Below are 25,725 nucleotides of genomic sequence, written 5' to 3' on the forward strand. Positions count from 1 at the left end.
CCCGTCTGTGGCACAACCACGGGTAGGAATCGCCTTGTCGCCCTGTACTCATTTCTGAACGTTCTTTGTATCAAGCGAGGTGTGAGATGGACACTATCAACTACACCACAGCTCGTGCGCACTTGGCTGAAACCATGGAACGCGTGAATGAAGACTGCGCCCCATTGTTGGTAACCCGTCAAAAAGGCGAGCCTGTAGTCATGATGTCTCTGGCCGAATACAACGCGCTGGAAGAAACGGCTTATCTGCTGCGTTCTCCGGCCAATGCCGAGCGCTTGATCAAATCGATTGGCGAAATGCGCGCTGGAAAAGCCAAAGTCAGGCAGCTGTTCGAAGAATAAAAATCCAGTTCACGCCAACGGGCTGGGAAGACTACTTATGGTTTCAACAAAACGATAAGGCCGGTCTCAAACGAATCAATCTTCTGATCAAAGCGATCCAGCGCCAACCCTTTGAAGGCTTGGGTAAACCGGAGCCGCTCAAGCACAACATGAGCGTCTTCTGGTCACGGCGGATAACTGCCGAGCATCGCCTGGTCTATGCAATCGTAGACGGCGAAATCTGCGTCATAACTTGTAGATTTCACTACTGACCGAGGGATCAGACATGGCTCAGGGAACGGCCAACTCCTCTGACAATCATCCCCACCTCCCGCTCATCAATCGTCAGCGGCGGCAGCAACCGAATCGTCTTGCCGCGAGTGACGTTGATCAGCAGTCCATGATCCCGCGCGGCAATCAGTGTCAGGTCGCGGACCGGCTGTTTGAGTTCGATGCCGATCATCAGCCCTTGCCCACGAATCGCCAGCACATTCGGATTGTCCGCCAGCTCTGCGCGCAAGCGGGTCAGCAGGCGCTCGCCCTGGACCCTGGCATTTTCCAGCAGGCCTTGTTCCTCGATGATATCGAGCACGGTGCAGCCCACCCGACACGCCAGTGGATTACCGCCGAAGGTGCTGCCGTGGCTGCCGGGGGTGAACAGATCGGCCGCCCTGCCCCGTGCCAGGCAAGCGCCGATCGGCACGCCGTTGCCCAGGCCCTTGGCGAGGGTCATGACGTCGGGAACGATGCCTTCGTGCTGAAACGCGAACCAGCGGCCGGTACGGCCGATACCGGTCTGGATTTCGTCGAGCATCAGCAGCCAGGCGTGGCGGTCGCACAACTCGCGCAGGGCCTTGAGGTAGCCGGGCGGTGCCAGTTGCACGCCGCTTTCACCCTGAATCGGCTCGACCAGAATCGCCACGATCCGCTGGCCATGCTTGCGCTGCACCTGCTCCAGCGCTTGAAGATCGCCGAACGGCACTTTGACGAAATCCCCGGGCAACTCATTGAAGCCCAGGCGCACCGCCGGGCCATCGCTGGCGGACAAGGTGCCGAGGGTACGGCCATGAAACGCGTTGGCCATCACCACCACCAGCGGCTGTTCGATGCCTTTGCGCCAGCCGTACAGACGCGCCAGTTTCAGCGCCGTTTCGTTGGCCTCGGCACCGGAGTTGTTGAAAAACGCCCGCTCCATCCCCGCCAGCCGCGTCAGCTTCTGCGCCAGCGACTGTTGCCAGTCGATGCTGTAGAGGTTGGAGGTGTGCAGCAGCAATCCCGCCTGCTCGCTGATCGCCGACACGATGCGCGGGTGCGAGTGACCGACATTGGTCACCGCCACGCCTGCCACTGCATCCAGATACTCGCGGCCCGCCTGATCCCAGAGTCGAGTGCCCAGGCCTTTGATGAAGCTCAAGTCCAGCGGTTGATAGGTGTTCATCAGGGCGGCGGTCATGTCGGCAAACTCCAGCGAGGTGAGGTGCTGGCAGTATGGTTATCCACCTGAACTGGATAAACTCGGCAAAACTTCAATCATTTAAAAGCCGGGCTTGATAATGGATTTGTTCCAGTCGATGAGCGTGTACGTCAAGGTGGTGGAGTCCGGCAGCATGACGGCGGCCGCGCTGCAGTGCGAAATGTCCACGACCATGGTGGGCAATCACCTGCGGGCGCTGGAGCAACGGCTTGGCGTGCAACTGTTGCAACGCACCACCCGTCGCCAGCGACTGACTGAATTCGGCAGCGTTTACTACCAGCGCTGCCTGGAAGTGCTCGGTCTGGTCGCCGACTCCGAACGCCTCGCCGAGCAGACGCTTGATGAACCGCGCGGCATTCTGCGGGTTACTGCGCCGCTGACCTTTGGCGTTGAACGTCTGGCCCCGGCGCTCAGTGAGTTTTCCCTGCAATGTCCGCAGGTCAAACTCGACGTGATCCTGACCAACCGCCGTCCGGATTTGCTGGAAAGCGGTCTCGACGTGGCCTTCCGACTGGGCCACTTCGACCAGTCCAACCTGATCGCCCGCCCGCTGATCGACTACACCCTGACCGTCTGCGCCTCCCCGGAATACGTGGCCCGACGCGGCATGCCGCTCACGCCCGAAGAACTGCGTCAGCACGACTGCCTGTCGTTCGCCTACCCTGCCGGTGACGACTGGCAATCGGTGGAAAAACAGTGGCGCCTCAGCGGCCCGGACGGAGAAATCATGGTCGACGTCAAAGGCCCGATGCTGATCAACAGCTCCGCCGGCCTGCATCAGGCCGCGCGCACCGGCATGGGCATCGTGATGCTGCCGGACGCGCTGGTGGAACAGGACCTGCGCGATGGCAGACTGGTGGTTGTGATGCCGGACTACCAGCCGCCGAACCGCCCGATGCACCTGCTCTACGCGCCGGATCGCTACCGGCTGCCGAAACTGCGTCGCTTCGTCGAGTTCGCCATGCAGATGTGGGGCAGACCGTAAGCAACGCGACTACTGTTGGAAACACACCAGGGACGGGATCAACGAATGAACAAGGACATTTCAATACGCGACCTCCTGCCGACGGAAGTCGAGGCCGCAAGGCAGTTTCTGGGGCGGCACGGCTGGGGCCATCGCACCGGCACCGCCGAACATTTCGCACAGCTTGTTCAGAACTCTCAGCGCAGCGCTGTGGCATTGAGCGGCCAGCAAATTGTCGGTTTCGCCCGTGGCATCACCGATGGCTTGTCCAACGGTTACCTGTCGATGGTCGTGGTCGACGGGCAACATCGGCGCGCGGGCATCGGGCGGGCGCTGGTCGAACATGTAATGGGCGACAACACCGACATTACCTGGGTCCTGCGTGCCGGGCGCGAAGGCGCCGAAGCGTTTTTCGCCAGCCTGGGATTTGAAACGTCGGTGATCGCGATGGAGCGTTTGCGGCTGAAATAGCCGACGGTTACTGTGACCCCGGCTATGCTCCACCCTCCTCCTTTTCCAGCATGGATGCTGCGCAATGCTCACGATTCTGCAAAATACTCCGCTACGGGTTTACCTGATTTTTCTGCTGGTGGTTTATTTCGGCATCAAGTCGTTTTCTCCCCGACGCGAAAGCCGTGCCTCTATGCTGATAACACCCCCGGCGTTTTTGGCGTGGTCGCTGTACTCCCTGAACCTGTCGATCAACCCGGCCTTGTTTTTCAGCACCTGGTTCGGCGCGCTGTTGCTGGGCGGTCTCTCGGCCTGGCTGGTGTTCTCGCGGCGGGGCGTGGTGCTCGACGACTCTGCGACAGGGCTGATCATGCCGGGCACGGTAAAAATCCTGATCATGTACCTGATGTTCTTTTCCGCGAACTACTACTTCGGTTACCAGCATGACGTGAATCCGGAGATTTCCGCGTCCCCGGACATGCAGCTGCTCAAGTCCGGCATTGCGGGTTTCATGTGCGGCCTGATCGGTACCCGTTCGTTGAAGCTCTACTGGACGCTGCGTGGCCTGACGTCCCGGCGACTACCCGAGAACGCTGTCGCCAATGAATGAGACAGGACACGCGCGGTGCCTGGTTGCCCTTCACAAATCATCCGGACAAATAATCGGCACCACCGGCCCCTTGCTCCGTGACAACGCTGCCGCGCTCCCCTAAATTAGTCGGCCTGAAAAAGCCCCCAGCGCTTTCTCGTCTCATCTCAAGTTAAAAAAGTAGTGAAATTTCAATGTCCGATTTCAACACCGCTGAATCCGTAGTCACTCTGTCGTCCAAAGCGGAATACGAAAACTCCATCAATCTTTCACAACACATCCCACAGGCGAAGATCATCAGCGAGATGGTGCTGGACGCGTTCCAGTCGAGCCGCGAAAGCGATCAGATCCGCGAACTGCGCGCCGCGATCCGTCAGGCCCACGACCGCTTCGATGACGACCAGGCCTATGAGCTGATGGGCGAACTCAAGCGCCTGAAGGACGCCGAAGCCGCCGACATCGCCGCCCTCGAAGACCTCAGCAGCAAATTCCCGATCAGCCGCATCCTGTCCAGCTTCAAGGACGATCCGGCGTTCCAGGAAATCGTCTACGGCTTGGCCCTCAAGGTGCTGAACCAGACCCACCAGGCGATCAGCAACCCGAGCGGCGGCAAGAGCAAGGCCGCACGCGCCAAGAAAGACGTTGAAGTGTTCAGCATCAGCAAGGACGGCATCAGCGTGACCCTGCCAATGCGCACACCGCGCTCGCGCCTGAGCGTGGATCGCGAGGCACTGGAATTCCTCGGCTTCACCTTCGTCGGTGAAGGCGACGATGCAGAAATCGAAGGCGAAACCTTCGTCGACAACGCCGGCACCGAGCACGCGATCAACCGCAAGAACATCATCACCGCCCTGCAACAGCAGACCGCGTTCGACGGTTACAGCATCGCCGCCCAGTAACACCGGCGCTGACGAAAAAGCCCCGCTCTGACATTCAGGCGGGGCTTTTTGTTGTGCGGCTTTCAGCGATTACGCCGAAGGATGCACTGCGGCGATCATATCGACTTCGATGGCTGCGTTTTTCGGCAACTGATAGACGCCGACGGTGGTGCGGGTGTGTCGCCCGACATCGCCCAACACATAACTGAACACATCCGACGCGCCATTGGCGACTTCGCTGAGGTCAACGAAATCCGGCGTGGACTTCACGTACACCGTGACCCGCAACAACGACCTGACCTTGTCCAGCGAACCGACTGCATCGACGATAAAGGCCAGACACCGCATCGCGCTGATGCTCGCCGCGGCCTGCGCATCCTTGAGCGTCAGCTCCTGCCCTACGCGCCCCGGATACTGAATCTTGCCCTCGGTGCGCGGCACCATGCCGCTGATGTAGATCTCGTCGTGATGACGGATCAACGGCGCGTAATTGCCACCCACCGTGTTCTCACCGTTGATGTCGTAATTCAGCTCTTTTGCCAGGGCAATGAATCGCTCGTCGCAGGTCATCCTCTCAGTCATTTCGCCCAGCCTCTTGATCGATGCATGTAGTTGGATCCGAATCTAGGGCTTTTGCCTATCGACCGCAACCTGTCGATTTCTAGCTAGTCGTTTCGAGGGAATGGCTGATAACCCCACCCTTTTGGGAGAGAGTCCGTTCGCGACAAAGGGCGTCGTTTCTCCATCATCCGAGCAACAAAAAACCCCGCTCATCTCTCGATGAACGGGTTTCTCGTACAACGTTCGAACCTTACGGCGCGTACGTCAGCAGCAGCTCGGTCGGCACCTTGAAGTCCAGGGACATCATGACGCTCAACGCGGTGATGGTGAAGATCGAGAACACGAACAGCTTGCGTGCCCAGACCGTGTCATCCACCGCCTTGTAGCCGGTCCAGGCCATGTACAGCCAGTACATGCCCATGGCCGCGGCGACGGCGAGGTAGCTCATGCCGGCGTAACCGCTGAAGGTCAGCATCAAGGTCGCCACGAGGAAGGCCAGGATGTAGAACAGGATGTGCTTCTTGGCCACCTGGATCCCGCGCTTCACTGGCAGCACCGGAATCGATGCGGCCAGGTAATCGTTGAAGCGGAAGATCGCGATGGCGTAGGAATGCGGCATCTGCCACAGGCTGAACATCACCAGCAGGGTCAGCGCGGCCATGTCGAAGCTGTTGGTCACGGCCACGTAACCGATCACCGGCGGCATGGCGCCCGACAGACTGCCCACCAGCGTGCCGTGAACCGACTTGCGCTTGAGGTACAGGCTGTAGAAGCCGACGTAGATGATGAAGCCGATCACGGCGAACAGGGCAGCCAACGGGTTGGCCACCTTGTACAGCAACGCAACGCCGGCGACACCCAGGACGGTCGCATAGACCAGGGCCAATTTCAGGGAGATCAAGCCCTGGACCAGCACCCGGTTCTTGGTGCGTTCCATCTTCAGGTCGATGTCGCGGTCGATGCAGTTGTTGAACACGCAACCGGAGGCCACAACCAGGGAAGTGCCGATCATGGCTGCCAGAAACACGGCCAGATCGACATGCCCTTTCGAGGCCAGGAAGAACCCGCCTGCCACAGAAAGCACGTTACCGAAAATGATCCCCGGTTTGGTGATTTGGATAAAGTGCTTGAGCGACATCGGGTTTACCTCACTTCGCCATCATGTAGGTGTGGATGCTGAACATGATCCACAGCGACAGACCGACCAGCAGCACGATCACGATGGCCGTAAAGACGAACGCAATCACGTTGTTACGTTGAGCGATGGAACGGTCCAGGTGCAGGAAGTAATACAGGTGAACGATCACCTGGATCACGGCGAACAGCAGGACGATTGCCAGCGTCGTCGACTTCGGCAGGGTCGGGAACATCACCAGACCGAACGGGATGACGGTCAGGATTACCGACAGGATGAAGCCAATGGCGTACGACTTTACGCTGCCGTGGCCAGCATCATGGCTGTCATGGGAGTGTGCATTAGCCATTACAGGGTCCCCATCAGGTAAACAACGGTGAATACGCAGATCCACACCACGTCCAGGAAGTGCCAGAACAGGCTCAGGCAGCTCAGACGGGTCTTGTTGGTCGCCGTCAGGCCGTGCTTGTTGACCTGGTACATCATGATGCCCATCCAGATCAGACCGGCGGACACGTGCAGACCGTGGGTACCGACCAGCGTGAAGAACGCCGACAGGAAGCCCGAACGGCTAGGACCGAAGCCCTCGGAGATCAGCAGGTGGAACTCGTTGATCTCCATGGCGATGAAGCCTGCGCCGAGCAGGAAGGTCATGAACAACCAGCCCAGAACCTGCTGCTTCTTACCTTTGTACAACGCCAGCATGGCGAAGCCGTAGGTGATCGAACTGAACAACAGCAGAGCGGTTTCGCCCAGCACGTATGGCAGTTCGAAGATGTCGTGGCCCGACGGGCCACCGGCGACGTTGTTTACCAGTACCGCGTACACCGCGAAGATCGACGCAAACAGAATGCAGTCGGTCATCAGGTAGAGCCAGAAACCGTATACGGTCATCTCGCCCGAGTCGTGGTGATGGTCATCGTGCCCATGGTCATGACCATGGGCGTGTCCAGCATTGGTCACTAAGTTCGACATTGTTTAAGCCTGTTCCAACTTGGTTTCAACACGGGTTGCGGAAGCAGGGATCTTCCCGGCCGCTACCAGACGCTTGTGCTGCTCGGCTTCGATGCGCTCGATTGTTTCAACCGGCACCATGTAGCCCTGATCGTCACGTGCTGCGTGAATCACGAAGTAGATGACAGTGCCGGCCAGGCTGGCGATCGCCAACCACCAGATGTGCCAGATCATCGCGAAACCGAACACGGTCAGCAGTGCGCCCATCACCACGCCAGTGGCGGTGTTGTTCGGCATGTGGATCGGTTCGTACTTGGCCGGAGCCTTGTACGCAGTACCGTTTTCCTTGGCCTCGGTGAACGGATCGATGCAGTCTGCTTTTGGCAGTACAGCGAAGTTGTAGAACGGAGGTGGCGACGAGGTCGACCATTCCAGGGTATGGGCATTCCACGGGTCACCGTGTTCGCACATGTTTTCCGGTTTGTTGCGGTCACGCACCGACACGTACAGCTGGATCAGCTGGCAGGCGATACCCACAGCAATCATCACCGCACCGAACATGGCAACGTACAGGTACGGTACCCACTCAGGGTTGGTGGTGGCGTTCAGACGACGGGTCATGCCCATGAAGCCCAGAGCGTAGAGCGGCATGAACGCGACGAAGAAGCCCGAGATCCAGAACCAGAACGCTGCTTTACCCCAGCCTTCGTGCAGCTTGAAGCCGAACGCTTTCGGGAAGTAGAAGCCGAAGCCTGCGATGTAGCCGAATACCGCGCCGCCGATGATCACGTTGTGGAAGTGAGCGATCACGAACAGGCTGTTGTGCAGAACGAAGTCAGCACCCGGGATGGCCAGCAGTACGCCGGTCATGCCGCCGATGGCGAAGGTCACCATGAAGCCCAGGGTCCACAGAACCTGGCTGGTGAAGCGCAGACGGCCCTGGTAGATGGTGAACAGCCAGTTGAACAGTTTCACACCCGTCGGGATGGAAATCAGCATCGTCGCCAGACCGAAGAAGGCGTTGACGCTGGCACCCGAACCCATGGTGAAGAAGTGGTGCAGCCAAACCATGAAGCCCAGTACCGAGATCGCGCCCGAGGCGTAGATCATCGAGTGGTGGCCGAACAGTTTCTTGCCGGTGAAGGCCGAGATGACTTCCGAGAAAATGCCGAACGCCGGCAGGATCAGGATGTAAACCTCAGGGTGGCCCCATGCCCAGAACAGGTTGACGTACATCATTGGATTGCCACCAAGTTCATTGGTGAAAATGTGGAAATCCATGTAACGGTCAAGGGTCAGCAGTGCCAGGGTAGCGGTCAGGATCGGGAACGAAGCCACGATCAGAACGTTTGCCCAGGTGCAGGTCCAGGTGAAGATCGGCATGTCCATCAGTTTCATGCCTGGGGTACGCATTTTCAGCACGGTCGCGAGGAAGTTAACCCCCGTTAACGTTGTACCCAGACCCGATAGCTGTAGCGCCCAGATGTAGTAGTCCATCCCCACGCCAGGGCTGTATTGCAGACCCGACAGCGGTGGATAGGCAACCCAGCCGGTCTTGGCGAATTCGCCGACGCCCAGGGACAGGTTGATCAGCACGACGCCGGATACCAGCAGCCAGAAGCTCAGGGAGTTCAGGAACGGGAACGCAACGTCACGCGCGCCGATCTGCAGCGGCACTGCAAGGTTCATCAGGCCGGTGAAGAATGGCATTGCCATGAAGATGATCATGATCACACCGTGAGCGGTGAAGATCTGGTCATAGTGTTCAGGTGGCAGGTAGCCAGGCGAACCCTCGGTGGCCATGGCCAGCTGGGTACGCATCATGATGGCGTCGGCAAAACCGCGCAGCAGCATGACCATGGCGACGATGATGTACATCACGCCGATTTTCTTGTGGTCGACCGACGTCAGCCACTCGGTCCACAGGTAAGTCCACTTCTTGAAGTAGGTGATTGCAGCGAACAACGCCAGACCACCGAGCGCGATCATCGAGATGGTGACCATCACGATCGGCTCGTGGAAAGGGATCGCTTCCCAACTTAATTTACCAAACATCGTTTACTCCTCTGCCCCGGCAGCTGAATGCGAATTCGAGTCCATATCCGTTGCCGCCACTTCTTTCTCTTTCTTCTCGTGCTTCAGCGGCTTGCCCGGTTTCATGCCTTCGTACTTGTCGACGATGGTCTGGAACAGGTTCGGCGTGACCGAGGAGTAGAGCTCGACTGGATTGTTCTGGCTTGGCTTGGCAAGGGCTGCGTATTCAGCGGCTTCAAGCTGTTTAGGTGCCTTTTTGACTTCACTTACCCAGGCGTCGAAATCTTCCTGAGAAGTTGCGATCGCTTTGAATTTCATACCGGTGAAACCAGCGCCGCTGTAGTTGGCGGAGATACCGTCCATTTCAGCGTTGCGGTCAGCGATCAGGTGCAGCTTGGTGGTCATGCCCGCCATCGCGTAGATCTGGCCGCCCAGGCCCGGGATGAAGAACGAGTTCATCACCGCGTCCGAAGTGATCCGGAAGTTAACCGGGGTGTGCGCCGGGAACACGATCTTGTTGACCGTGGCGATGCCTTGTTCCGGATAGATGAACAGCCACTTCCAGTCCAGCGCGACCACTTCGATGGTCACAGGCTTGACGTCGGATTCGATCGGACGATACGGATCCAGCGAGTGGGTCGACTTGTAGGTGATGTAACCCAGGGCAATGATGATCAGGACCGGGATGGTCCAGACTGCCACTTCGATCTTGGTCGAGTGCGACCATTTCGGGGTGTAGACGGCGTTCTTGTTCGAGGCGCGGTACTTCCAGGCGAACAGGAAGGTCATGACGATGACCGGCACAACGACCAACAGCATCAGCAGCGTGGCGGTGATGATCAGGTTGCGCTGTTCCAGGCCGACCTGGCCCGTTGGATTGAGCAAGGTCATGTTGCAGCCTCCCAGCAACAACGTGCCGAGCAGCGGCACTAGGCCTAGTAATCTGGGGTACCTGTTTTTACTCATCTCACGACCTCTAAAGCAGCTTGCGCAATGCAGTTGGGTTTTGATCGCCAACACTTCACCCTGCCAAGGGTTGGCATTTTCTTTGGATTGAATAAGGGCCGCCCGTCGCGCGTCAGACGCTCGACAAAACCTGGGACAGCGGTCAGTTCTTATTCGAATTCGTGGTCAAAGGCCTTGTTACAGACCAATTCCATTTGGTGCGGAAAGTTGGAAGGCACCGACACCTGGGTGTCTCGCAAGCCTCTCGGCTGCTCGACACCCGACTTCCTGCTCGCCTCCTTAATAAAGGCTGAACAGTGCCGGGAATTCAGTGCGGGCGATTGTAGATAGGTAGCGCCCTATACACCATGTCTTATCCCGAAATAATTTTTATCGCTCCGAGCAACAATCCATCACCGTTTTTGCAAAAGTTCCGCATGTTATCGAAATCGATTCTCAACAAAAACACCAAAAAATGTAGGTCTATCGGCCTCAGTTCAGACAGCTCCGAGGGCTTTTTCCCACGGCGCGATCCGCGCAAAGCCCGATATGCCAAGGCTTTTGGCCATCTGCCGGAGTCTGTTAAAACTGCCTGATCCGGCACACGCGTGCAAAAACCGAAAAACGCTGAAACAGACCAATCCTTTTTTGTAACAGCACTCCAATCCGGGCCTGTGAAACGAGCTGCGACACGGCCTGTGTGACAACATGTCGCACACCTGTCGCACCCTTCCTTGCCGTTCGTCACGGTGTTTTCACACAGACCCTGAAATGCAAAACGCCTCGATCTGCGTCACCGCAAATCGAGGCGTTTGTTTTATCGGCGCACGCGCCGAAAAGTTGATTCAGCGCAACGCTTTTCGGTTACGCGAGGTCAGCAGCGGAACCAGGATCACCACCAGCACGAAGGCCACGAGTGCCCATTGCGCCAGCGAAAGGCCGAGGATCGGCGGGTACGGCGTCGAGCAGAAACCGTCGACCTGGAAGCCCAGCGGGAAGATCTTTGCCAGCGGCAGGTCATCGACGATCGGTTGCAACACATCGATGCCGCAGCTCACCGCCGGATAGAACTGGGTGTACACGTGATGCCCGGCGACACCGGCCCCGGCGATGGCGCAAATCACCACCAGCACCTCGAACACCGTGATGCTGCGCCGGGTGCGCATGGCCGCGCCGATGAACGCGAACAGCGCGATCAGCAGCAACGCATAACGCTGCAGGATGCACAGCGGGCATGGCGCCTCGCCCAGCACGATCTGCATGTACAGCGCGCCGCCGATCAGCGCCAGGCAGATGATGCCCAGCAACACCAGATAGCGCCGCTCACGTCCCAATCGAATCGTTTCCTCGCTCATCGCGTTTCCCTTTCATGTCCATGGTTCAGCTGGCCGGCGGCTGCGCTTGCAGTTGCGCCATCAGGCTGATGTTGTCTTCGATATGCCAATTGGCCGCGATGCGACCGTTGTCGATCTGATAGATATCGGTTGCCCGGAAGTCTACACGCTGGCCCTGCCCTTTGAGAGCCTTGAACGTGCCGGTGAAATGCCCGCGAAAGTGCAGATGCACCACCACGCGATCCCCGGCGACGATCATTTGCTCGATCTCGCAACTCACGTCCGGCACCGCCGTGCGAAAGAACTTCGACGCCAGCAGCGGCCCGGTCGGCCCCTGCACCCGGCCTTCCGGCGGGGTCTTGTCGACGAACTGCGGCGACAGGGCGGCGGTGGCCAACGCCTCTTCACCCGTGTTCCAGAAACTGCCGTAACGCCGCGCCGCCAGTTCCATTGCATCTCGCTGGGCCTTGGGCAGGCTCTGATCGACGATCAGGGTCTGGGGTTCGATCAAGGTGGATTCGGCGAACGCGAACGGACTGGACAACAAGGCAACCGACAGGCCCAAAGTGGCCAGGCTGAAACGACGGGAAGAGGCGAAGTGCGACATGGGGGCGATCCTGATCATGTAAACGAACGAGCGCCTATCATCAGCATCGGGGAATAAACGATAAACCGGTTAAGAAACGATTAACCTTTAAACAGAATTTAAGAATCAGGACCGCGCCGACCCCTTTCGCGAGCAGGCTCGCTCCCACATTGGATCTGTGTCGCACACAAATCCTGTGGGAGCGAGCTTGCTCGCGATTGAAGGCGACTCGGTTCCGGATTATTCCAGAGCAGCAGCCGGCCCGAAGAACTCATACCGGCTCTGCTTCTCAGGCACACCCAGCGCCTTCAGGTGACGCTTGATCGCCCCCATGAAGCCTTTCGGCCCGAGGAAGTAGGCGTCCACATCACGCTCCGCCGGCAGCCACTCGCCCAGTTGTTCCTCGCTCAACAACCCGACCTTGTCCGCCGCCGGGCTCACACCATCATCTTCGGCGTAGCAATAGAAGCGCTTGAGCTGCGGATGACGCGCGGCCAGCCCGTCGATCCAGTCACGGAACGCGTGCACGCTGCCGTTGCGCGCACTGTGGATGAAGTACACCGGACGCTCGGTTTCCAGCGCCGCTTCCAGCATCGCCAAAGTCGGAGTGATGCCGACGCCGCCGCTAATCAGCACCAGCGGCTTGTCGCTGGCAGTCAGGGTGAACTCCCCCGATGGCGGGAACAGCTGGATGCTGGCGCCGACATGCAGTTGATCGTGCAGGTAATTGGAGGCACGGCCGCCCGGTTCGCGTTTGACGCTGATGCGGTACTGACCTTTGTTGGCCAGTGCCGACAGCGAGTAATTGCGGCGGATTTCTTCGCCGTCGAGGATCAGCTTCATGCCGATGTACTGGCCTGGCTCGGCTGCGAGAATCGGGCCCTTGTCCGCCGGCTCGAAGTAGAACGAAATGATTTCCGCGCTCTCCTCGACCTTGGCCGCGACGATGAACTCCCGCGCCCCGCGCCAGCCGCCGACGGCTTGCTCTTTCTGGTCATAAATGGCGGTTTCGGCGCCGATCAGGATCTCGGCCAACTGACCGTAGGCTGCGCCCCAGGCGTTCATCACTTCCGGCGTGGCGATTTCTTCGCCGAGTACTTCGGAGATGGCGCGCAACAGGCAGGTGCCGACGATCGGGTAGTGTTCCGGCAGGATCTGCAGGGCCACGTGCTTGTTGATGATCTTTGCCACCAGATCGCCCAACTGGTCGAGTTGATCGATGTGGCGGGCGTACATCAACACGCCGTTGGCCAGGGCGCGGGGCTGGTCACCGCTGGCCTGGTGGGCCTGGTTGAACAGCGGGCGGACTTCCGGGTACTCGGAGAGCATCATGCGGTAGAAATGGGTGATCAGCGCTTCGCCGCCGCTTTCCAGCAGAGGCACAGTGGATTTGACGATGGCACGATCCTGGACGCTAAGCATAAGGGTGACTCCTGAGCTTTCTCTAAAAGTGCCTTATCCATTCCAGTATTCGTGCCAACTATTTTTTCTATACAAATCAATATCTTGAAAATTATGTAGTCAGATCGACACAAGTGCCTCTATAGTCGCTTCGACTACAACGTGTCTCTTTGACTACAAGCTTATGTCCGCCAAATCATTGCTCACCGCCCTGCTCCCACTGGTCTCCGACCTGTCCCGCGAACTGCCCGAAGGCGAGCGCTATCGACGCCTGCTCGAAGCCATGCGCGCCCTGCTGCCCTGCGATGCCGCCGCACTGTTGCGCCTTGACGGTGAATGGCTGGTGCCGCTGGCGGTGGATGGCTTGAGCACCGACACTCTTGGTCGACGCTTCAAGGTCAGCGAACACCCGCGCTTCGAAGTGCTGCTGGCCGGCGAAGGGCCAACGCGTTTCGCCGCCGACAGCGACTTGCCCGATCCTTACGACGGACTGGTCGACGGCCTCGACGATCATCTTGAAGTTCACGACTGCCTCGGCTGTCCGTTGTTCGTCGATGAAAAGCTTTGGGGCCTGATTACTCTCGACGCCCTCGATCCCGAGCGTTTCGAACCGATCGAGCTCGACGCCCTGCAAGCCTTCGCCAGTCTCGCATCGGCCACTGTGAATGCCGCTGAACGCATCGAGCGTCTGGCAATTCGCGCTGAAGACGAACACCAGCGCGCCGAGGTTTATCGTCAGGCCAGCGGTCAGCAAAACCGTGAAATGATCGGCCAGAGCAAGGCCCACAAACGGCTGGTGGAAGAAATCAATCTGGTCGGCGGCAGCGACCTGACCGTGCTGATCACTGGGGAAACCGGGGTCGGCAAGGAACTGGTGGCCCAGGCCATTCACGCAGCCTCCAAGCGCGCCGACAAACCGATCATCAGCCTCAACTGCGCGGCGCTGCCGGACACGTTGGTGGAAAGCGAACTGTTCGGCCACGTGCGCGGCGCCTTCACCGGCGCCACCAGCGACCGGCGCGGCAAGTTCGAACTGGCCAACGGCGGCACACTGTTTCTGGATGAAGTCGGCGAGTTGTCGCTGACCGTCCAGGCCAAGCTGTTGCGGGTTTTGCAGAGCGGCCAGTTACAACGTCTGGGTTCGGACAAGGAACACCAGGTCGATGTGCGCCTGATCGCCGCGACCAACCGCGACCTGGCTGAAGAAGTGCGCAGCGGCCGCTACCGCGCCGACTTCTACCATCGCCTCAGCGTCTACCCGTTGCGGGTACCGGCGCTGCGAGATCGGGGTCGCGATGTGTTGTTGCTCAGCGGTTATTTCCTGGAACAGAACCGCTCGCGCATGGGCCTCAACAGCCTGCGCCTGAACAGCGACGCCCAGGAGGCGCTGCTGGCTTATAGCTGGCCGGGCAACGTGCGGGAACTGGAACACTTGATCGGACGCAGTGCACTGAAAGCGCTGGGCAACTGCAAGGTGCGGCCGAAGATTCTCAGCCTGAGCGCGATGGACCTCGATCTGCCGCGCGAGGTTGTGGATAACTCGTCGGTGCCGTCCGAAGCGACTGCCGCCCTACCATTGATCAGCGGTGACCTGCGCACCGCCACCGAGCAGTATCAGCGGCAGTTGATCAGCGCGGCGCTTGAGCGCAATCAGGGCAACTGGGCCAGTGCCGCCCGCGAACTGGGGCTGGACCGGGCGAATCTGGCGCGGATGGCCAAGCGGTTGGGGATGAAATAAAAGTCCCGCCGTCGGATTGGCGCCGGAATCCCTAAAGCCTGCCGGTTACAAGTCGATAACCCGGCATCGATACCTGCTGGCGATCCGTGCGATCGCCGCTCACCTTTTTCCACAGAAGGTTTTTATGTCTTCCAACAAAGCCCGCGCAGATTCACTTTCGCTTCTGCTGTTTACCTTGCGCAGCGGCAAGCTGATGGCGATCAACCTGCTGAAGGTCAGTGAAATCATCCCCTGCCCGCCGCTGACCAAGCTGCCGGAGTCGCACCCGCACGTCAAAGGCATCGCCACTCTGCGCGGTGCTTCGCTGTCGGTGATCGACCTGAGCCGCGCCATCGGCGAGCGGCCGCTGGAAGACCCGAACGGCGGCTGCCTGATCGTCACCGACGTCAGCCGTTCGAAACAGGGCTTGCATGTGCAGGCAGTGAGCAAGATCGTGCATTGCCTGACCACCGACATCAAACCGCCGCCGTTCGGTTCCGGCGGTTCACGCGCCTACATCACCGGCGTGACTTCGGTGGACGGCACGCTGGTGCAGGTGCTGGACATCGAAAAAGTCATCCACGGCATCGCCCCGGCGCAGATCGAAATGGCCCCGACCGAGCTGAGCATGGAAGACGCCGAAGTGCTGGGCAACGCACGGATTCTGGTGGTCGACGACAGTCAGGTGGCGCTGCAGCAATCGGTACACACCCTGCGCAATCTCGGCCTGCAATGCCACACCGCGCGCAGTGCCAAGGAAGCCATTGACTGCCTGCTGGACCTGCAAGGCACGGCGCAGCAGATCAACCTGATCGTCTCCGACATCGAAATGTCCGAGATGGACGGCTACGCCTTCACCCGCACCCTGCGCGAAACCCCGGACTTCGCCCACCTCTACGTGCTGCTGCACACCTCGCTGGACAGCGCGATGAACAGCGAAAAGGCCCGCCTCGCAGGCGCCAACGGCGTGCTGACCAAGTTCTCCTCACCGGAGCTGACCCACTGCCTGATCGAAGCGGCCAAGCATGTCGCTGCTCAGGGTCACTGAGTCTTGAGCGAGACGTTCTGCTTCCTGACGCGGCGCGACCTGAGCCAGGACGTGCCCGCCATCGAATGGCCGAACGGCATCGAACTCACGACCTACAGCGCCGAACACGCATCCGCCGTGCATGAACTGATGCAGATCGGCTACCGCGAAGGCGGTGGCCGGGTGCCGGCGCTGGACGTGTGGCAAAAGCAGTTCGAGAACGATCCGGAATACGATCCGGCACTGTGTTTCATCGCCAGCGATGCCGACGGCGTCATCGGCGTGGCGCAATGCTGGACCAGTTCCTACATCAAGAACCTGGTGGTGCATCCTCGCGCCCAAGGACGTGGATTGGGTCGGGCTTTGCTGCTTCATGCATTCAAGGCGTTTCAGGATCGACGCGAAGGATTTGTCGACCTGAAGGTGCTGGAAGACAACCGGCGAGCGCAGCGCTTGTACGAAATGTCTGGAATGTATGTGGTTCGCCGGGAAATGGTGCCGGACTGACAAACTAAAATCCTGCGGCATGTTCCAACCTTGGCGATCAAACCTCCAAGGATGCCCGAACCATGAAACGCCTCGCCCTCTCCGTGCTTTGCCTCATTGCCCCGTTGGCCCACGCCTCCAGCCCCGATGCCTGGGCGGCCTACGACAAAACCGTGCTCGCCAGCTGCACCAAGGCCAGCGGCCTGAAAAACGCCAAACCGGTCGGCAACGCCGCGCAATTCGATGACCGTGTCGGCTACACGGCGCTGTTGCTGCAAGGCCAGTACCCGCAAAAACACATGAAGGGCCAGCAAGGCACGGAGCTGTGCCTGTACAACAAAAAGTCGAAAACCGCGTTCGTCACCGAATGGGACTCGATCCGCCCGACCGCCAAACCCTGAGCGAATGGCGCACAACTTGCTTCACTCCGGTCCTGTACGGCGGCTTTACGTCGCCGATTCACACCCTGATTGAAGATTGCCCGCTCAATGAATACGACCTTTTCCTGCGTAGGCTGCGGCAAATGCTGCACCGATCACCACGTGCCCCTGACCTTGGCCGAAGCTCGCATGTGGGCGGCCGACGGCGGTCAGGTGATCGTGCTGGTGGAGGCGTTTCTTGCCAACGGCCTGGGCCTGCCGGAACAGCAGCGCGAACATGCGCAACGGCGTTCGGCGGTGGTGCGCAGCGGAATGTCCGACGCCCATGTGGCGATCACTTTCGCGGCCTACAACGTTGGCCCATGCCGGAATCTTGACGAAGACAAGCTGTGCCGCATCTACGAGCGCCGACCGTTGGTGTGCCGCATCTATCCCGCCGAAATCAATCCGCACATCCCGCTGATTCCTGCCGCCAAGGACTGCCCGCCGGAATCCTGGGAACAGGGGCCAGACCTGATCGTCGGCGGTGAACTGGTGGATCAGGAACTGGTGACGCTGATCCAGCGCTCGCGTCAGGCGGATCGCGACGACATCCGGATCAAGGATGCGATCTGCGGCTTGCTCGGCATCCGCACCACCGCGCTCAAGGGCGACGGTTTCACCGCGTACCTGCCGGACATGGGTGCGTTTGCCTCGACGATCGATCAGGTCACGGCGCAGCCATTGAGTGAAGTTTCCAGCGAATGGCTGTTCCATGTCTCCGGCGACGACATCGCCGGGCAAGTACGGGCGGCCGGGGCACAAGTGGTGTCCGAGCCGCCACAGACCTACGCGTTCATTTCACTGCGCGCGGCCTAAGCGCCCTGCCGCCGCCCCCAGAACTCCCGCGCCAGCGAACGCAAATCCCCCGCCAGCCCCGCCACATCCTGTGAGTTGAGCTGGCTCTGGCGCCCCTCATCCACCGTCAACTCACACGCCGTGCGAATGCTGACGATGTTGCGGTTGATGTCCTCGCTCACCGCGCTCTGTTCTTCGACCGCTGCCGCAATCTGCAGGCTCATCTCGGTAATCTGCTCGACCCGCCCGCTGATCCCGTCCAGGGCCCGGGCCGCACGCTGCGCCTGTTCGACGCTGTTATCCACATGCTCGCTGCTCTGCTGCATCACCAGCACCGCATCCCGCGCGCCGTTTTGCAGGGTGCTGATCATCCGTTGAATCTCGTTGGTCGATTGTTGAGTGCGCTGAGCCAGACCGCGTACCTCATCGGCCACCACCGCAAATCCACGTCCCGCATCCCCGGCCCGCGCCGCTTCGATCGCCGCGTTGAGCGCCAGCAGATTGGTTTGTTCGGCGATGCTGCGAATCACCTCCAGCACCCCGGAAATCTCGCTGCTATGACCTTCGAGCTGATGAATCACCTCGGTCGCCCGCCCCAACTCCTCGGCCAGCCGCAACACCGCACTGCGACTCTCGCCCACCAACAGATGACCTTCACGGGTTTCCGTCCCCGCCATATCCGCCGCTACCGACGCCTGCTGCGCATGGCTGGCGACCTCGGCCACACTGGCCGCCATCTGATGAATCGCCGCCGCCACCTGATCGGTTTCCGCCTGCTGCGCCAACGTGCTGGTGTGACTGCTATGCAGATGATCCACCAGTTGCGCCGCATGTCCGGCCAGCCGTTGCGACGCATCACCAATCCGCCCGACCACCGCGCCGACCTGCGCTTCGAGCATCTGCAACGCAAACTCGATCTGCCCGAACTGATCCCGCCGCCCGGTATAAATGCCCTGACTCAACGGGTTGTCGGCAATCAGCCGGGCACGCTCGGTCAGACGCTCCAGCGGCCGCAACAACCAACCCACGCCCAACGCACACGCACCACTGCCGGCCACCAGCGCAGCGGCCTCGATGCCGATGGACTCCGGCCGCAGCCAGGCTTCAATCCCCAGCACCACCGCCAGTACCGAACTGGTCAACGCCATGATCTTCGCCCGCAAACTCAAGCTTGGCAGCCGCTGCCACCGCGCCACCCGCCCCTCACGCAACTGCGCATACGCCCGCTCCGCCGCCGCCATCTGCCGCGCATCCGGCCGCGTGCGCACCGACTGATACTCCACCGCCGCACCGTTCTGCGTGACCGGCGTGACATAGGCACTGACCCAGTAGTGATCACCGTTCTTGCAACGATTCTTCACCAGCCCCATCCACGACCGCCCGCGCTTGAGCGTCTGCCACATATGGGCAAACGCCTGCGCCGGCATGTCCGGATGACGCAGCAAATTGTGCGGCGCACCCAGCAGCTCGTCGCGGCTGTAACCGCTGATCCTGATGAAATCGTCGTTGGCGTAGGTGATCGCGCTGGTCAGATCGGTGGTCGAGAGAATGTTCGCATCCGGCGCAACATCGACATTGCGCCCGGTCACCGGGAGATTGATCTTCATGGAAAGCGCGCTCGTTTTATTGGAAAGAGTCGGCAGGGCTGCTGACTCTAAGCGCACTCACTGGTTAAACGTTGATCTGGCTCAGGAACTGAGCAATTAGCCATCACTGTGACCGAAAATCACAGCGACGGCCGAGGCGGGATGGAATCAGCGCTTGCCCATCGAACGGCGAGTACCCGAAGGCGCCACACCCGGAATCTTGGCGTGACGATCACCGTCCTTGCCCTTGAACTGCGGCTGCTTCGCCGCTTTGGCAGCCGCCAGCTCACCTGGCTTGAACGGGAACTTGAACGCAGGAATGGTCGGCTTGGTATCGCCGGCCTCAGCCAGCTCTGCCGGGACATCGCTCACAGCGTTGTCGATTGGGGAAGTCATGAAAGCTCCGCGAAGCAAAAAGACCGGCCCGGTGGACGAGCCGCGAAAGCGCGCAGTATACCTGCGTGAGCGGAGTTTAAAGAGTCCCAAAAAGGGTACGACCTGTGCCTTTTCGGGACTCTTCGACTAGCGGATCACGTTTGCGGATCAACCCGATCCAGCGCCCGGTTCACCGCCAGCTCCGCCAGCATGATGATCTGCTGGATTCCCAGTGCCGTACTGCGCTGCGGGCCCGAAAGCTCATTGGCGAAATTGCTGGCGATGGTACTGGCCGACGCCAGGGACTCGCAGGCATTGGCCAGCAGGCTTTCGGTGTCGACGTTGGGAGTGACCATATACATCGTGCTCGGGCGCGGTTTGGTGGGGTTGGGGCAGAGGTAGTAGTCGAGGGCGCGTTTGATGGCTTCGCGGTTACGGGCGAGGTCTTCGGCGCGCATGGCCTCTTCGAGTGGGGTGGATTCGAGGGGTGGGTCGGGTATCAGTTTGTCCATGAAAAACTCCTACTTGGCTATGGAGCCATCCCTTGTCGTTTCCACACGACAAGAGGTGGCAGCTGTACGCAGGGTGGAAAACCGATAAGTAGGCAACCGGCCAGACCGAAGTCTGCCTGCGCACAGCCGCCGCGACGCAGTTTGCAGACGAAAGAAGACATCGGCAACGATTACGGGGAGATGCTTTGCAACTACTTGAAATCAGGTTTCCACACCTGTTCGCTGAATTGGCAGCGACAGCCAAAGACTAGAGAGCGCACTTCCGACGGACAACCTGAAAACCTTGTGGGAAGGATCTGGTGTAGTTGTTGAGATTTAAACAACCTCAAAAGCTCCCCTCACCCTAGCCCTCTCCCGGAGGGAGAGGGAACTGACGGTGTTGTTTATACGGAATACACCGACCTGAATCACCGAGCTGAACTCCAGTTTTGAGCAGCACCGCACTACGCTCTTCACCACTCAAAACGATGAGCGTTAGCTCGAGTACCGCTCTTGACGTGCCGGCCCCATCGGAAGGCTGAGTGGAGGGATTTATACGGGGGTGGGAGCGCAGCGACCGTGCGGCGCAGCCGCATGCATCGAGAGGAGGTGCAGCGAAGCAAACCGTAGGCGATGCCCCCGGATGAATCCCGGAACGAAGGAACGCCGAGCCACAGCGAGGCGCCGAACGCAGGGGCCCAGACCTTTGGTTACTTTGGGGCGTTTGCCAAAGTGACCCGCTGTAAGAGCGGAACCGCCAGCCGCAACACCCGAAAAAACGGATATTCACCCCAAACACCCAAAGCATGGCCGGCCCAAAGGCCGCCAAGTCAAAAGCCGAAACTGACAGCGCCGTCAGTTAGCCGTCACCCTCCTGACCCCCAAACAAGTTTATAAAGACAAAACCTGCCCAAACCCCGTCCCCCCTGGCGCCCCACAAGCATGCAAACCCAGAAGAAAAAAGCCCTGCTCGCCACCCTGCTGATCGCCCTCGCAGCCGCCGGTCTGTGGTACGCATACAAACCCGCCCCGGCCAAACTCGCCGCCCCCACCGCCATCCCGGTGCGAGTCGTCGCCGTCAGTGAAAAAGACGTCCCCCGCTACACCAGCGGCATCGGCTCGGTCCTCTCGTTGCACAGCGTCGTGGTGCGCCCACAGATCGACGGCATCCTCACCAAGCTCCTGGTCAAGGAGGGCCAACTGGTGAAACAAGGGGACCTGCTCGCCACCATCGACGACCGCTCGATCCGCGCCAGCCTCGATCAGGCCCGGGCGCAACTGGGCGAAAGCCAGGCGCAACTGCAAGTCGCCCTGGTCAACCTCAAGCGCTACAAACTGCTCAGCGTCGACGACGGCGTATCGAAGCAGACCTACGACCAGCAGCAGGCACTGGTCAACCAACTCAAAGCCACCGCCCAGGGCAATCAGGCCGCGATTGACGCGGCACAGGTACAACTTTCCTACACCCAGATTCGCTCCCCGGTCACCGGCCGCGTCGGCATTCGCACGGTCGACGAAGGCAACTTCCTGCGCATGACCGACACCCAGGGTCTGTTCACCGTGACCCAGATCGACCCGATCGCCGTCGAGTTTTCCCTGCCCCAGCAAATGCTGCCGACCCTGCAAGGCCTGATCAGCGACCCGCAGCGCGCACAGGTCAAGGCGTACATCGGCGCCGACACCGACGGCGAAACCGGCAACCTGCTGGGCGAAGGTCACCTGACCCTGATCGACAACCAGATCAATGCCAACACCGGCACCATCCGCGCCAAGGCCGAATTCGACAACCCGAACCAGAAGCTCTGGCCCGGCCTGCTGGTGACGGTAAAGATTCAGACAGCGCTAGATAAAGATGCGCTGGTGGTTCCGCCCACCGTCGTACAACGCGGTCTCGATCAGCACTTCGTGTACCGGGTCAACGGCGACAAGGTTGAAGCCGTGCAGGTGCAAATGGTTTATCAGGGCAGCGGCCAGGACATCATCAAGGGCGTGAAACCCGGCGACCTATTGGTCAGTGACGGCCAGTCGCGGCTCAAGCCCGGTTCGACCGTGCAGGTCATGAGCGAACCGCCGCAGGTGGTGCAAGCGGAGCCCAAGCCATGAAGCAGCACAAAGGCGTTTCGACCTGGTGCATCGATCACCCGGTGGCGACGATTCTGCTGACCATCGCGCTGGTACTGGTCGGGTTGATTGCCTTCCCGCGCCTGCCGATTGCCCCGCTGCCGGAAGCGGAATTTCCGACGATCCAGGTCTCCGCCCAACTGCCCGGCGCCAGCCCCGACACCATGGCTTCGTCCGTGGCCACGCCGCTGGAGGTGCAATTCAGCGCCATCCCCGGCATGACCCAGATGACCTCCAGCAGCGCGCTGGGCTCCACGTTGCTGACCCTGCAATTCACCCTCGACAAAAGCATCGACACCGCCGCCCAGGAAGTGCAGGCCGCGATCAACACCGCCGCCGGCAAACTGCCGAAAGACATGCCGACCCTGCCGACCTGGAAGAAGGTCAACCCGGCGGACAGCCCGGTACTGATCCTCAGCGTCAGCTCCACGCAAATGCCCGGCACCGAGCTCAGCGACCTTGTGGAAACCCTGCTCGCGCGTCAGATCAGTCAGATCGACGGCGTAGGCCAGATCAACATCACCGGTCAGCAACGTCCGGCAATCCGCGTTCAAGCTTCGGCGGACAAACTGGCGGCCATCGGCCTGACCCTCGCCGATATTCGTGTGGCGATCCAGCAGACCAGCCTCAACCTCGCCAAAGGTGCGCTGTACGGCGATTCGAGCATTTCCACGCTGTCGACCAACGACCAGTTGTTCCACCCCGAGGAATACAGCCAACTCATCGTTTCCTACAAGGACGGCGCCCCGGTTCACCTCAAGGATGTCGCGAAAGTCGTCAACGGTTCGGAGGATGCCTACGTGCAAGCCTGGGCCGGCGATCGACCGGGCGTGAACCTGGTGATCTCCCGCCAGCCCGGCGCCAACATCGTCGAAACCGTAGACCGGATTCAGGCCGCCCTCCCTGGCCTTGAAGCCATGTTGCCAGCCTCGGTGCAGGTCAAGACCCTGATCGACCGCACCCAGACCATCCGCGCCTCGCTGCATGAAGTGGAAATCACCCTGCTGATCGCGATCCTGCTGGTGGTGGCGGTGATGGCGCTGTTCCTGCGCCAGCTGTCGGCGACGATGATTGTCTCGGCGGTGCTCGGCGTATCGCTGACCGCCAGTTTCGCCTTGATGTATTTGCTCGGTTTCAGCCTGAACAACCTGACCCTCGTGGCCATCGTGGTGGCCGTGGGATTCGTGGTCGACGATGCCATCGTGGTGGTGGAAAACATCCACCGTCACCTCGAGGCCGGCGACAGCATGCGCGACGCCGCGATCAAGGGCGCCGGCGAGATCGGCTTCACCGTGGTGTCGATCAGTTTCTCGCTGGTGGCGGCGTTCATTCCGCTGCTGTTCATGGGCGGCGTGGTCGGGCGTTTGTTCAAGGAATTCGCCCTGACGGCCACTTCGACCATCATGATTTCCGTGGTGATCTCGCTGACGTTGGCGCCAACGCTGGCAGCGCTGTTCATGCGCAAACCGGTGCATCACGCCCATGACAAACCGGGCTTCAGCGAACGCCTGCTCGGCTGGTACGAAAAAGGCCTGCGCCGCGCCCTCGCCCACCAGAAACTGATGATCGGCGTGTTCGGCATTTCCGTTGCGCTGGCGATTGGCGGCTACGTGTTTATCCCCAAGGGGTTCTTCCCGGTTCAGGACACCGGTTTCGTCCTCGGCACCACCGAAGCCGCCGCCGATATCTCCTACAGCGACATGGTAAAAAAACACCTGGCGATGGCCGAAATCGTCGCCGCCGACCCGGCTGTCCAGGCGTTTTCCCACTCGGTGGGCGTGTCCGGCAGCAACCAGACCATCGCCAACGGCCGCTTCTGGATTGCCCTGAAAAAGCGCGGTGACCGCGATGTTTCGGCCAGCCAGTTCATCGATCGCATTCGTCCGCAACTGATGAAAGTCCCCGGCATCGTGCTTTACCTGCGCGCCGGCCAGGACATCAACCTCAGCTCCGGCCCGAGCCGTGCGCAGTATCAATACGTGCTCAAGAGCAACGACGGGCCGACGCTCGCCACCTGGACCCAGAAACTCACCGAGAAACTGCGCAGCATCCCGGCGTTCCGTGACATTTCCAACGACCTGCAACTGGGCGGCAGCATCACCCACATCAGCATCGACCGCAGTGCCGCCGCGCGTTTCGGCCTGACGGCGAGTGATGTCGACGAGGCGCTGTACGACGCCTTCGGCCAGCGGCAGATCAACGAGTTCCAGACCCAGGTCAACCAGTACAACGTGATTCTGGAGCTAGACACCAAACAGCGCGGCAAGGCCGAAAGTCTGAACTACTTCTACCTGCGCTCACCGCTGAGCGGAGAAATGGTGCCGCTGTCGGCGCTGGCCCGATTCGACGCGCCGACCATCGGCCCGCTGTCCATCGCCCACGACGGCATGTTCCCGGCCGCCAACCTGTCGTTCAACCTGGCGCCCGGTGTGGCACTGGGCGACGCGGTGATTCTGCTCAATCAGGCCAAGGCCGAAATCGGCATGCCGACCGCCATCAGCGGCAACTTCCAGGGCGCGGCCCAGGCGTTCCAGAGTTCGCTGAAAAGTCAGCCGTGGCTGATTCTCGCGGCGCTGGTGGCGGTGTACATCATTCTCGGCGTGCTCTACGAGAGCTTCGTCCATCCGCTGACGATCATCTCGACCTTGCCGGCAGCAGGCCTCGGCGCAGTGATCATGCTGTGGATCTGCGGCCAGGACTTTTCGATCATGGCGCTGATCGGGCTGGTGCTGCTGATTGGTATCGTGAAGAAGAACGGCATCCTGATGATCGATTTCGCCCTCGAAGCGCAGCGTCATCGCGGGCTGTCGCCGCAGGATGCGATTTTCGAGGCGTGTATCACGCGGTTCCGGCCGATCATCATGACCACCCTCGCCGCCCTGCTCGGCGCACTGCCGCTGATGCTCGGCTACGGCACCGGTGCCGAACTGCGCCAACCATTGGGGATAGCGGTTGTGGGCGGCCTGCTGGTCAGCCAGATGCTGACGCTGTTCACCACGCCGGTCATATACTTGTGGCTCGAGCGGCTGTTCCACAAGCCCAAACCTGCGCCCATCGCGGCGCTGGCAACGACAGACTGA

The 25,725-nt window shown here is 60.3% G+C and carries 26 protein-coding genes and 1 pseudogene; 13 read left to right on the forward strand and 14 right to left on the reverse strand.

The genetic code is table 11. The features are described 5' to 3' along the window. Nucleotides 1-86 precede the first annotated feature (86 nt). Both EIY71_RS03360 and EIY71_RS03365 read left to right on the forward strand, forming a co-directional pair. The gene (locus EIY71_RS03360; RefSeq protein ID WP_085684641.1) at nt 87-341 is read left to right on the forward strand and encodes a type II toxin-antitoxin system Phd/YefM family antitoxin; all 255 of its coding nucleotides are present in this window, start codon (nt 87-89) and stop codon (nt 339-341) included. Continuing rightward, on the forward strand, nt 338-592 hold the full coding sequence (locus tag EIY71_RS03365; RefSeq protein WP_085745332.1) for a Txe/YoeB family addiction module toxin: 255 nt from the start codon (nt 338-340) through the stop codon (nt 590-592). Before EIY71_RS03360 ends, EIY71_RS03365 begins: the two co-directional genes overlap by 4 nt. An 8-nt stretch (nt 593-600) precedes the next feature. Here the strand turns inward: EIY71_RS03365 and EIY71_RS03370 are convergent, their stop codons facing one another. Continuing rightward, nucleotides 601-1,773 (reverse strand): aspartate aminotransferase family protein, encoded by a 1,173-nt coding sequence (locus EIY71_RS03370; RefSeq protein ID WP_134020483.1) that lies wholly within the window; start codon nt 1,771-1,773, stop codon nt 601-603. Between the two features lie 100 nt (nt 1,774-1,873). On the opposite strand from EIY71_RS03370, the gene EIY71_RS03375 reads away from it, so the two are divergent. The 4 genes from EIY71_RS03375 to EIY71_RS03390 all read left to right on the forward strand — a co-directional run bounded on the left by EIY71_RS03375 (nt 1,874) and on the right by EIY71_RS03390 (nt 4,696). Next, nucleotides 1,874-2,779 (forward strand): LysR family transcriptional regulator, encoded by a 906-nt coding sequence (locus EIY71_RS03375; protein ID WP_007956710.1) that lies wholly within the window; start codon nt 1,874-1,876, stop codon nt 2,777-2,779. Nucleotides 2,780-2,824: 45 nt separating this feature from the next. Then, nucleotides 2,825-3,229 carry a GNAT family N-acetyltransferase gene (locus EIY71_RS03380; protein WP_134020486.1) on the forward strand — a complete coding sequence of 135 codons (405 nt, stop codon included), beginning with the start codon at nt 2,825-2,827 and terminating at the stop codon, nt 3,227-3,229. Between the two features lie 64 nt (nt 3,230-3,293). Continuing rightward, on the forward strand, nt 3,294-3,818 hold the full coding sequence (locus tag EIY71_RS03385; RefSeq protein ID WP_134020489.1) for a hypothetical protein: 525 nt from the start codon (nt 3,294-3,296) through the stop codon (nt 3,816-3,818). A 173-nt stretch (nt 3,819-3,991) separates the two neighbouring features. Continuing rightward, the gene (locus EIY71_RS03390; RefSeq protein WP_102688213.1) at nt 3,992-4,696 is read left to right on the forward strand and encodes a hypothetical protein; all 705 of its coding nucleotides are present in this window, start codon (nt 3,992-3,994) and stop codon (nt 4,694-4,696) included. 69 nt (nt 4,697-4,765) lie between these two features. Here EIY71_RS03390 and EIY71_RS03395 read toward each other — a convergent pair whose 3' ends face one another. The 9 genes from EIY71_RS03395 to hmpA form a co-directional block, all read right to left on the reverse strand. Continuing rightward, nucleotides 4,766-5,257, reverse strand: a complete 492-nt coding sequence (locus tag EIY71_RS03395; protein ID WP_007956714.1) for a RidA family protein — start codon at nt 5,255-5,257, stop codon at nt 4,766-4,768. A 229-nt stretch (nt 5,258-5,486) separates the two neighbouring features. Then, nucleotides 5,487-6,374: a heme o synthase gene (gene cyoE, locus EIY71_RS03400; protein ID WP_039765651.1), complete on the reverse strand. Its 888-nt coding sequence runs from the start codon at nt 6,372-6,374 to the stop codon at nt 5,487-5,489. A 10-nt stretch (nt 6,375-6,384) separates the two neighbouring features. Then, complete coding sequence (cyoD, locus tag EIY71_RS03405) at nt 6,385-6,720, reverse strand: cytochrome o ubiquinol oxidase subunit IV (protein WP_007956718.1); 336 nt, start codon at nt 6,718-6,720, stop codon at nt 6,385-6,387. After that, a complete protein-coding gene (locus EIY71_RS03410) occupies nt 6,720-7,346 on the reverse strand; it encodes a cytochrome o ubiquinol oxidase subunit III (RefSeq protein WP_007956720.1) in 627 nt (208 codons plus the stop codon). The genes cyoD and EIY71_RS03410 overlap by 1 nt, the downstream gene beginning before the upstream one ends. A gap of 3 nt (nt 7,347-7,349) precedes the next feature. Then, on the reverse strand, nt 7,350-9,380 hold the full coding sequence (cyoB, locus tag EIY71_RS03415) for a cytochrome o ubiquinol oxidase subunit I (RefSeq protein WP_007956721.1): 2,031 nt from the start codon (nt 9,378-9,380) through the stop codon (nt 7,350-7,352). Nucleotides 9,381-9,383: 3 nt separating this feature from the next. Further along, the gene (gene cyoA, locus EIY71_RS03420; protein WP_011335843.1) at nt 9,384-10,325 is read right to left on the reverse strand and encodes a ubiquinol oxidase subunit II; all 942 of its coding nucleotides are present in this window, start codon (nt 10,323-10,325) and stop codon (nt 9,384-9,386) included. Nucleotides 10,326-11,149: 824 nt separating this feature from the next. Then, entirely contained in the window at nt 11,150-11,659 is a 510-nt protein-coding gene (locus tag EIY71_RS03430) for a disulfide bond formation protein B (protein ID WP_007956723.1), read from the reverse strand. Nucleotides 11,660-11,684: 25 nt separating this feature from the next. Further along, nucleotides 11,685-12,245, reverse strand: coding sequence for an ester cyclase (locus tag EIY71_RS03435; RefSeq protein WP_085745337.1), 561 nt, complete (start codon nt 12,243-12,245; stop codon nt 11,685-11,687). Between the two features lie 219 nt (nt 12,246-12,464). Then, nucleotides 12,465-13,646: an NO-inducible flavohemoprotein gene (gene hmpA, locus EIY71_RS03440; protein WP_129973665.1), complete on the reverse strand. Its 1,182-nt coding sequence runs from the start codon at nt 13,644-13,646 to the stop codon at nt 12,465-12,467. A gap of 163 nt (nt 13,647-13,809) precedes the next feature. Between hmpA and norR the strand changes: the two genes are divergently transcribed. From norR to EIY71_RS03465, 5 genes are all read left to right on the forward strand, one after another. After that, nucleotides 13,810-15,363, forward strand: coding sequence for a nitric oxide reductase transcriptional regulator NorR (gene norR, locus EIY71_RS03445; RefSeq protein WP_134020492.1), 1,554 nt, complete (start codon nt 13,810-13,812; stop codon nt 15,361-15,363). A gap of 124 nt (nt 15,364-15,487) precedes the next feature. Next, nucleotides 15,488-16,390 (forward strand): chemotaxis protein CheV, encoded by a 903-nt coding sequence (locus EIY71_RS03450; protein ID WP_011335848.1) that lies wholly within the window; start codon nt 15,488-15,490, stop codon nt 16,388-16,390. A gap of 3 nt (nt 16,391-16,393) precedes the next feature. Beyond that, nucleotides 16,394-16,876: a GNAT family N-acetyltransferase gene (locus tag EIY71_RS03455; RefSeq protein WP_134020494.1), complete on the forward strand. Its 483-nt coding sequence runs from the start codon at nt 16,394-16,396 to the stop codon at nt 16,874-16,876. A 62-nt stretch (nt 16,877-16,938) separates the two neighbouring features. Beyond that, complete coding sequence (locus EIY71_RS03460) at nt 16,939-17,256, forward strand: hypothetical protein (RefSeq protein ID WP_007956738.1); 318 nt, start codon at nt 16,939-16,941, stop codon at nt 17,254-17,256. Nucleotides 17,257-17,343: 87 nt separating this feature from the next. After that, a complete protein-coding gene (locus tag EIY71_RS03465) occupies nt 17,344-18,093 on the forward strand; it encodes a YkgJ family cysteine cluster protein (protein WP_134020497.1) in 750 nt (249 codons plus the stop codon). On the opposite strand, the gene EIY71_RS03470 is transcribed toward EIY71_RS03465, so the two are convergent. The 4 genes and pseudogenes from EIY71_RS03470 to EIY71_RS03480 form a co-directional block, all read right to left on the reverse strand. After that, nucleotides 18,090-19,193: a methyl-accepting chemotaxis protein gene (locus EIY71_RS03470; RefSeq protein ID WP_372239283.1), complete on the reverse strand. Its 1,104-nt coding sequence runs from the start codon at nt 19,191-19,193 to the stop codon at nt 18,090-18,092. The genes EIY71_RS03465 and EIY71_RS03470 overlap by 4 nt on opposite strands. 204 nt (nt 19,194-19,397) lie before the next feature. Further along, a pseudogene (locus EIY71_RS28895) lies at nt 19,398-19,679 on the reverse strand (PAS domain-containing protein); the annotation flags it as partial. 147 nt (nt 19,680-19,826) lie between these two features. Continuing rightward, complete coding sequence (locus EIY71_RS03475) at nt 19,827-20,054, reverse strand: hypothetical protein (protein WP_085649354.1); 228 nt, start codon at nt 20,052-20,054, stop codon at nt 19,827-19,829. 134 nt (nt 20,055-20,188) lie between these two features. Beyond that, entirely contained in the window at nt 20,189-20,545 is a 357-nt protein-coding gene (locus EIY71_RS03480) for a DUF6124 family protein (RefSeq protein ID WP_085745344.1), read from the reverse strand. 921 nt (nt 20,546-21,466) lie between these two features. On the opposite strand from EIY71_RS03480, the gene EIY71_RS03485 reads away from it, so the two are divergent. Then, a complete protein-coding gene (locus EIY71_RS03485; protein ID WP_085745345.1) occupies nt 21,467-22,627 on the forward strand; it encodes an efflux RND transporter periplasmic adaptor subunit in 1,161 nt (386 codons plus the stop codon). Next, nucleotides 22,624-25,725: a multidrug efflux RND transporter permease subunit gene (locus EIY71_RS03490; RefSeq protein ID WP_134020503.1), complete on the forward strand. Its 3,102-nt coding sequence runs from the start codon at nt 22,624-22,626 to the stop codon at nt 25,723-25,725. Before EIY71_RS03485 ends, EIY71_RS03490 begins: the two co-directional genes overlap by 4 nt.

Source organism: Pseudomonas sp. CH235 (genome assembly GCF_004368175.1).
Taxonomy (GTDB): domain Bacteria; phylum Pseudomonadota; class Gammaproteobacteria; order Pseudomonadales; family Pseudomonadaceae; genus Aquipseudomonas; species Aquipseudomonas paraglycinae.

Excerpts from the sequence above, each read along its gene's own strand:
- EIY71_RS03360 (WP_085684641.1), top strand. The coding sequence starts at position 87 with ATGGACACTATCAACTACACCACAGCTCGTGCGCACTTGGCTGAAACC.
- EIY71_RS03370 (WP_134020483.1), bottom strand. The coding sequence starts at position 1,773 with ATGACCGCCGCCCTGATGAACACCTATCAACCGCTGGACTTGAGCTTC.
- EIY71_RS03375 (WP_007956710.1), top strand. The coding sequence starts at position 1,874 with ATGGATTTGTTCCAGTCGATGAGCGTGTACGTCAAGGTGGTGGAGTCC.
- EIY71_RS03380 (WP_134020486.1), top strand. The coding sequence starts at position 2,825 with ATGAACAAGGACATTTCAATACGCGACCTCCTGCCGACGGAAGTCGAG.
- EIY71_RS03385 (WP_134020489.1), top strand. The coding sequence starts at position 3,294 with ATGCTCACGATTCTGCAAAATACTCCGCTACGGGTTTACCTGATTTTT.
- EIY71_RS03390 (WP_102688213.1), top strand. The coding sequence starts at position 3,992 with ATGTCCGATTTCAACACCGCTGAATCCGTAGTCACTCTGTCGTCCAAA.
- EIY71_RS03395 (WP_007956714.1), bottom strand. The coding sequence starts at position 5,257 with ATGACTGAGAGGATGACCTGCGACGAGCGATTCATTGCCCTGGCAAAA.
- cyoE (WP_039765651.1), bottom strand. The coding sequence starts at position 6,374 with ATGTCGCTCAAGCACTTTATCCAAATCACCAAACCGGGGATCATTTTC.
- cyoD (WP_007956718.1), bottom strand. The coding sequence starts at position 6,720 with ATGGCTAATGCACACTCCCATGACAGCCATGATGCTGGCCACGGCAGC.
- EIY71_RS03410 (WP_007956720.1), bottom strand. The coding sequence starts at position 7,346 with ATGTCGAACTTAGTGACCAATGCTGGACACGCCCATGGTCATGACCAT.
- cyoB (WP_007956721.1), bottom strand. The coding sequence starts at position 9,380 with ATGTTTGGTAAATTAAGTTGGGAAGCGATCCCTTTCCACGAGCCGATC.
- cyoA (WP_011335843.1), bottom strand. The coding sequence starts at position 10,325 with ATGAGTAAAAACAGGTACCCCAGATTACTAGGCCTAGTGCCGCTGCTC.
- EIY71_RS03430 (WP_007956723.1), bottom strand. The coding sequence starts at position 11,659 with ATGAGCGAGGAAACGATTCGATTGGGACGTGAGCGGCGCTATCTGGTG.
- EIY71_RS03435 (WP_085745337.1), bottom strand. The coding sequence starts at position 12,245 with ATGTCGCACTTCGCCTCTTCCCGTCGTTTCAGCCTGGCCACTTTGGGC.
- hmpA (WP_129973665.1), bottom strand. The coding sequence starts at position 13,646 with ATGCTTAGCGTCCAGGATCGTGCCATCGTCAAATCCACTGTGCCTCTG.
- norR (WP_134020492.1), top strand. The coding sequence starts at position 13,810 with ATGTCCGCCAAATCATTGCTCACCGCCCTGCTCCCACTGGTCTCCGAC.
- EIY71_RS03450 (WP_011335848.1), top strand. The coding sequence starts at position 15,488 with ATGTCTTCCAACAAAGCCCGCGCAGATTCACTTTCGCTTCTGCTGTTT.
- EIY71_RS03460 (WP_007956738.1), top strand. The coding sequence starts at position 16,939 with ATGAAACGCCTCGCCCTCTCCGTGCTTTGCCTCATTGCCCCGTTGGCC.
- EIY71_RS03465 (WP_134020497.1), top strand. The coding sequence starts at position 17,344 with ATGAATACGACCTTTTCCTGCGTAGGCTGCGGCAAATGCTGCACCGAT.
- EIY71_RS03475 (WP_085649354.1), bottom strand. The coding sequence starts at position 20,054 with ATGACTTCCCCAATCGACAACGCTGTGAGCGATGTCCCGGCAGAGCTG.
- EIY71_RS03480 (WP_085745344.1), bottom strand. The coding sequence starts at position 20,545 with ATGGACAAACTGATACCCGACCCACCCCTCGAATCCACCCCACTCGAA.
- EIY71_RS03485 (WP_085745345.1), top strand. The coding sequence starts at position 21,467 with ATGCAAACCCAGAAGAAAAAAGCCCTGCTCGCCACCCTGCTGATCGCC.
- EIY71_RS03490 (WP_134020503.1), top strand. The coding sequence starts at position 22,624 with ATGAAGCAGCACAAAGGCGTTTCGACCTGGTGCATCGATCACCCGGTG.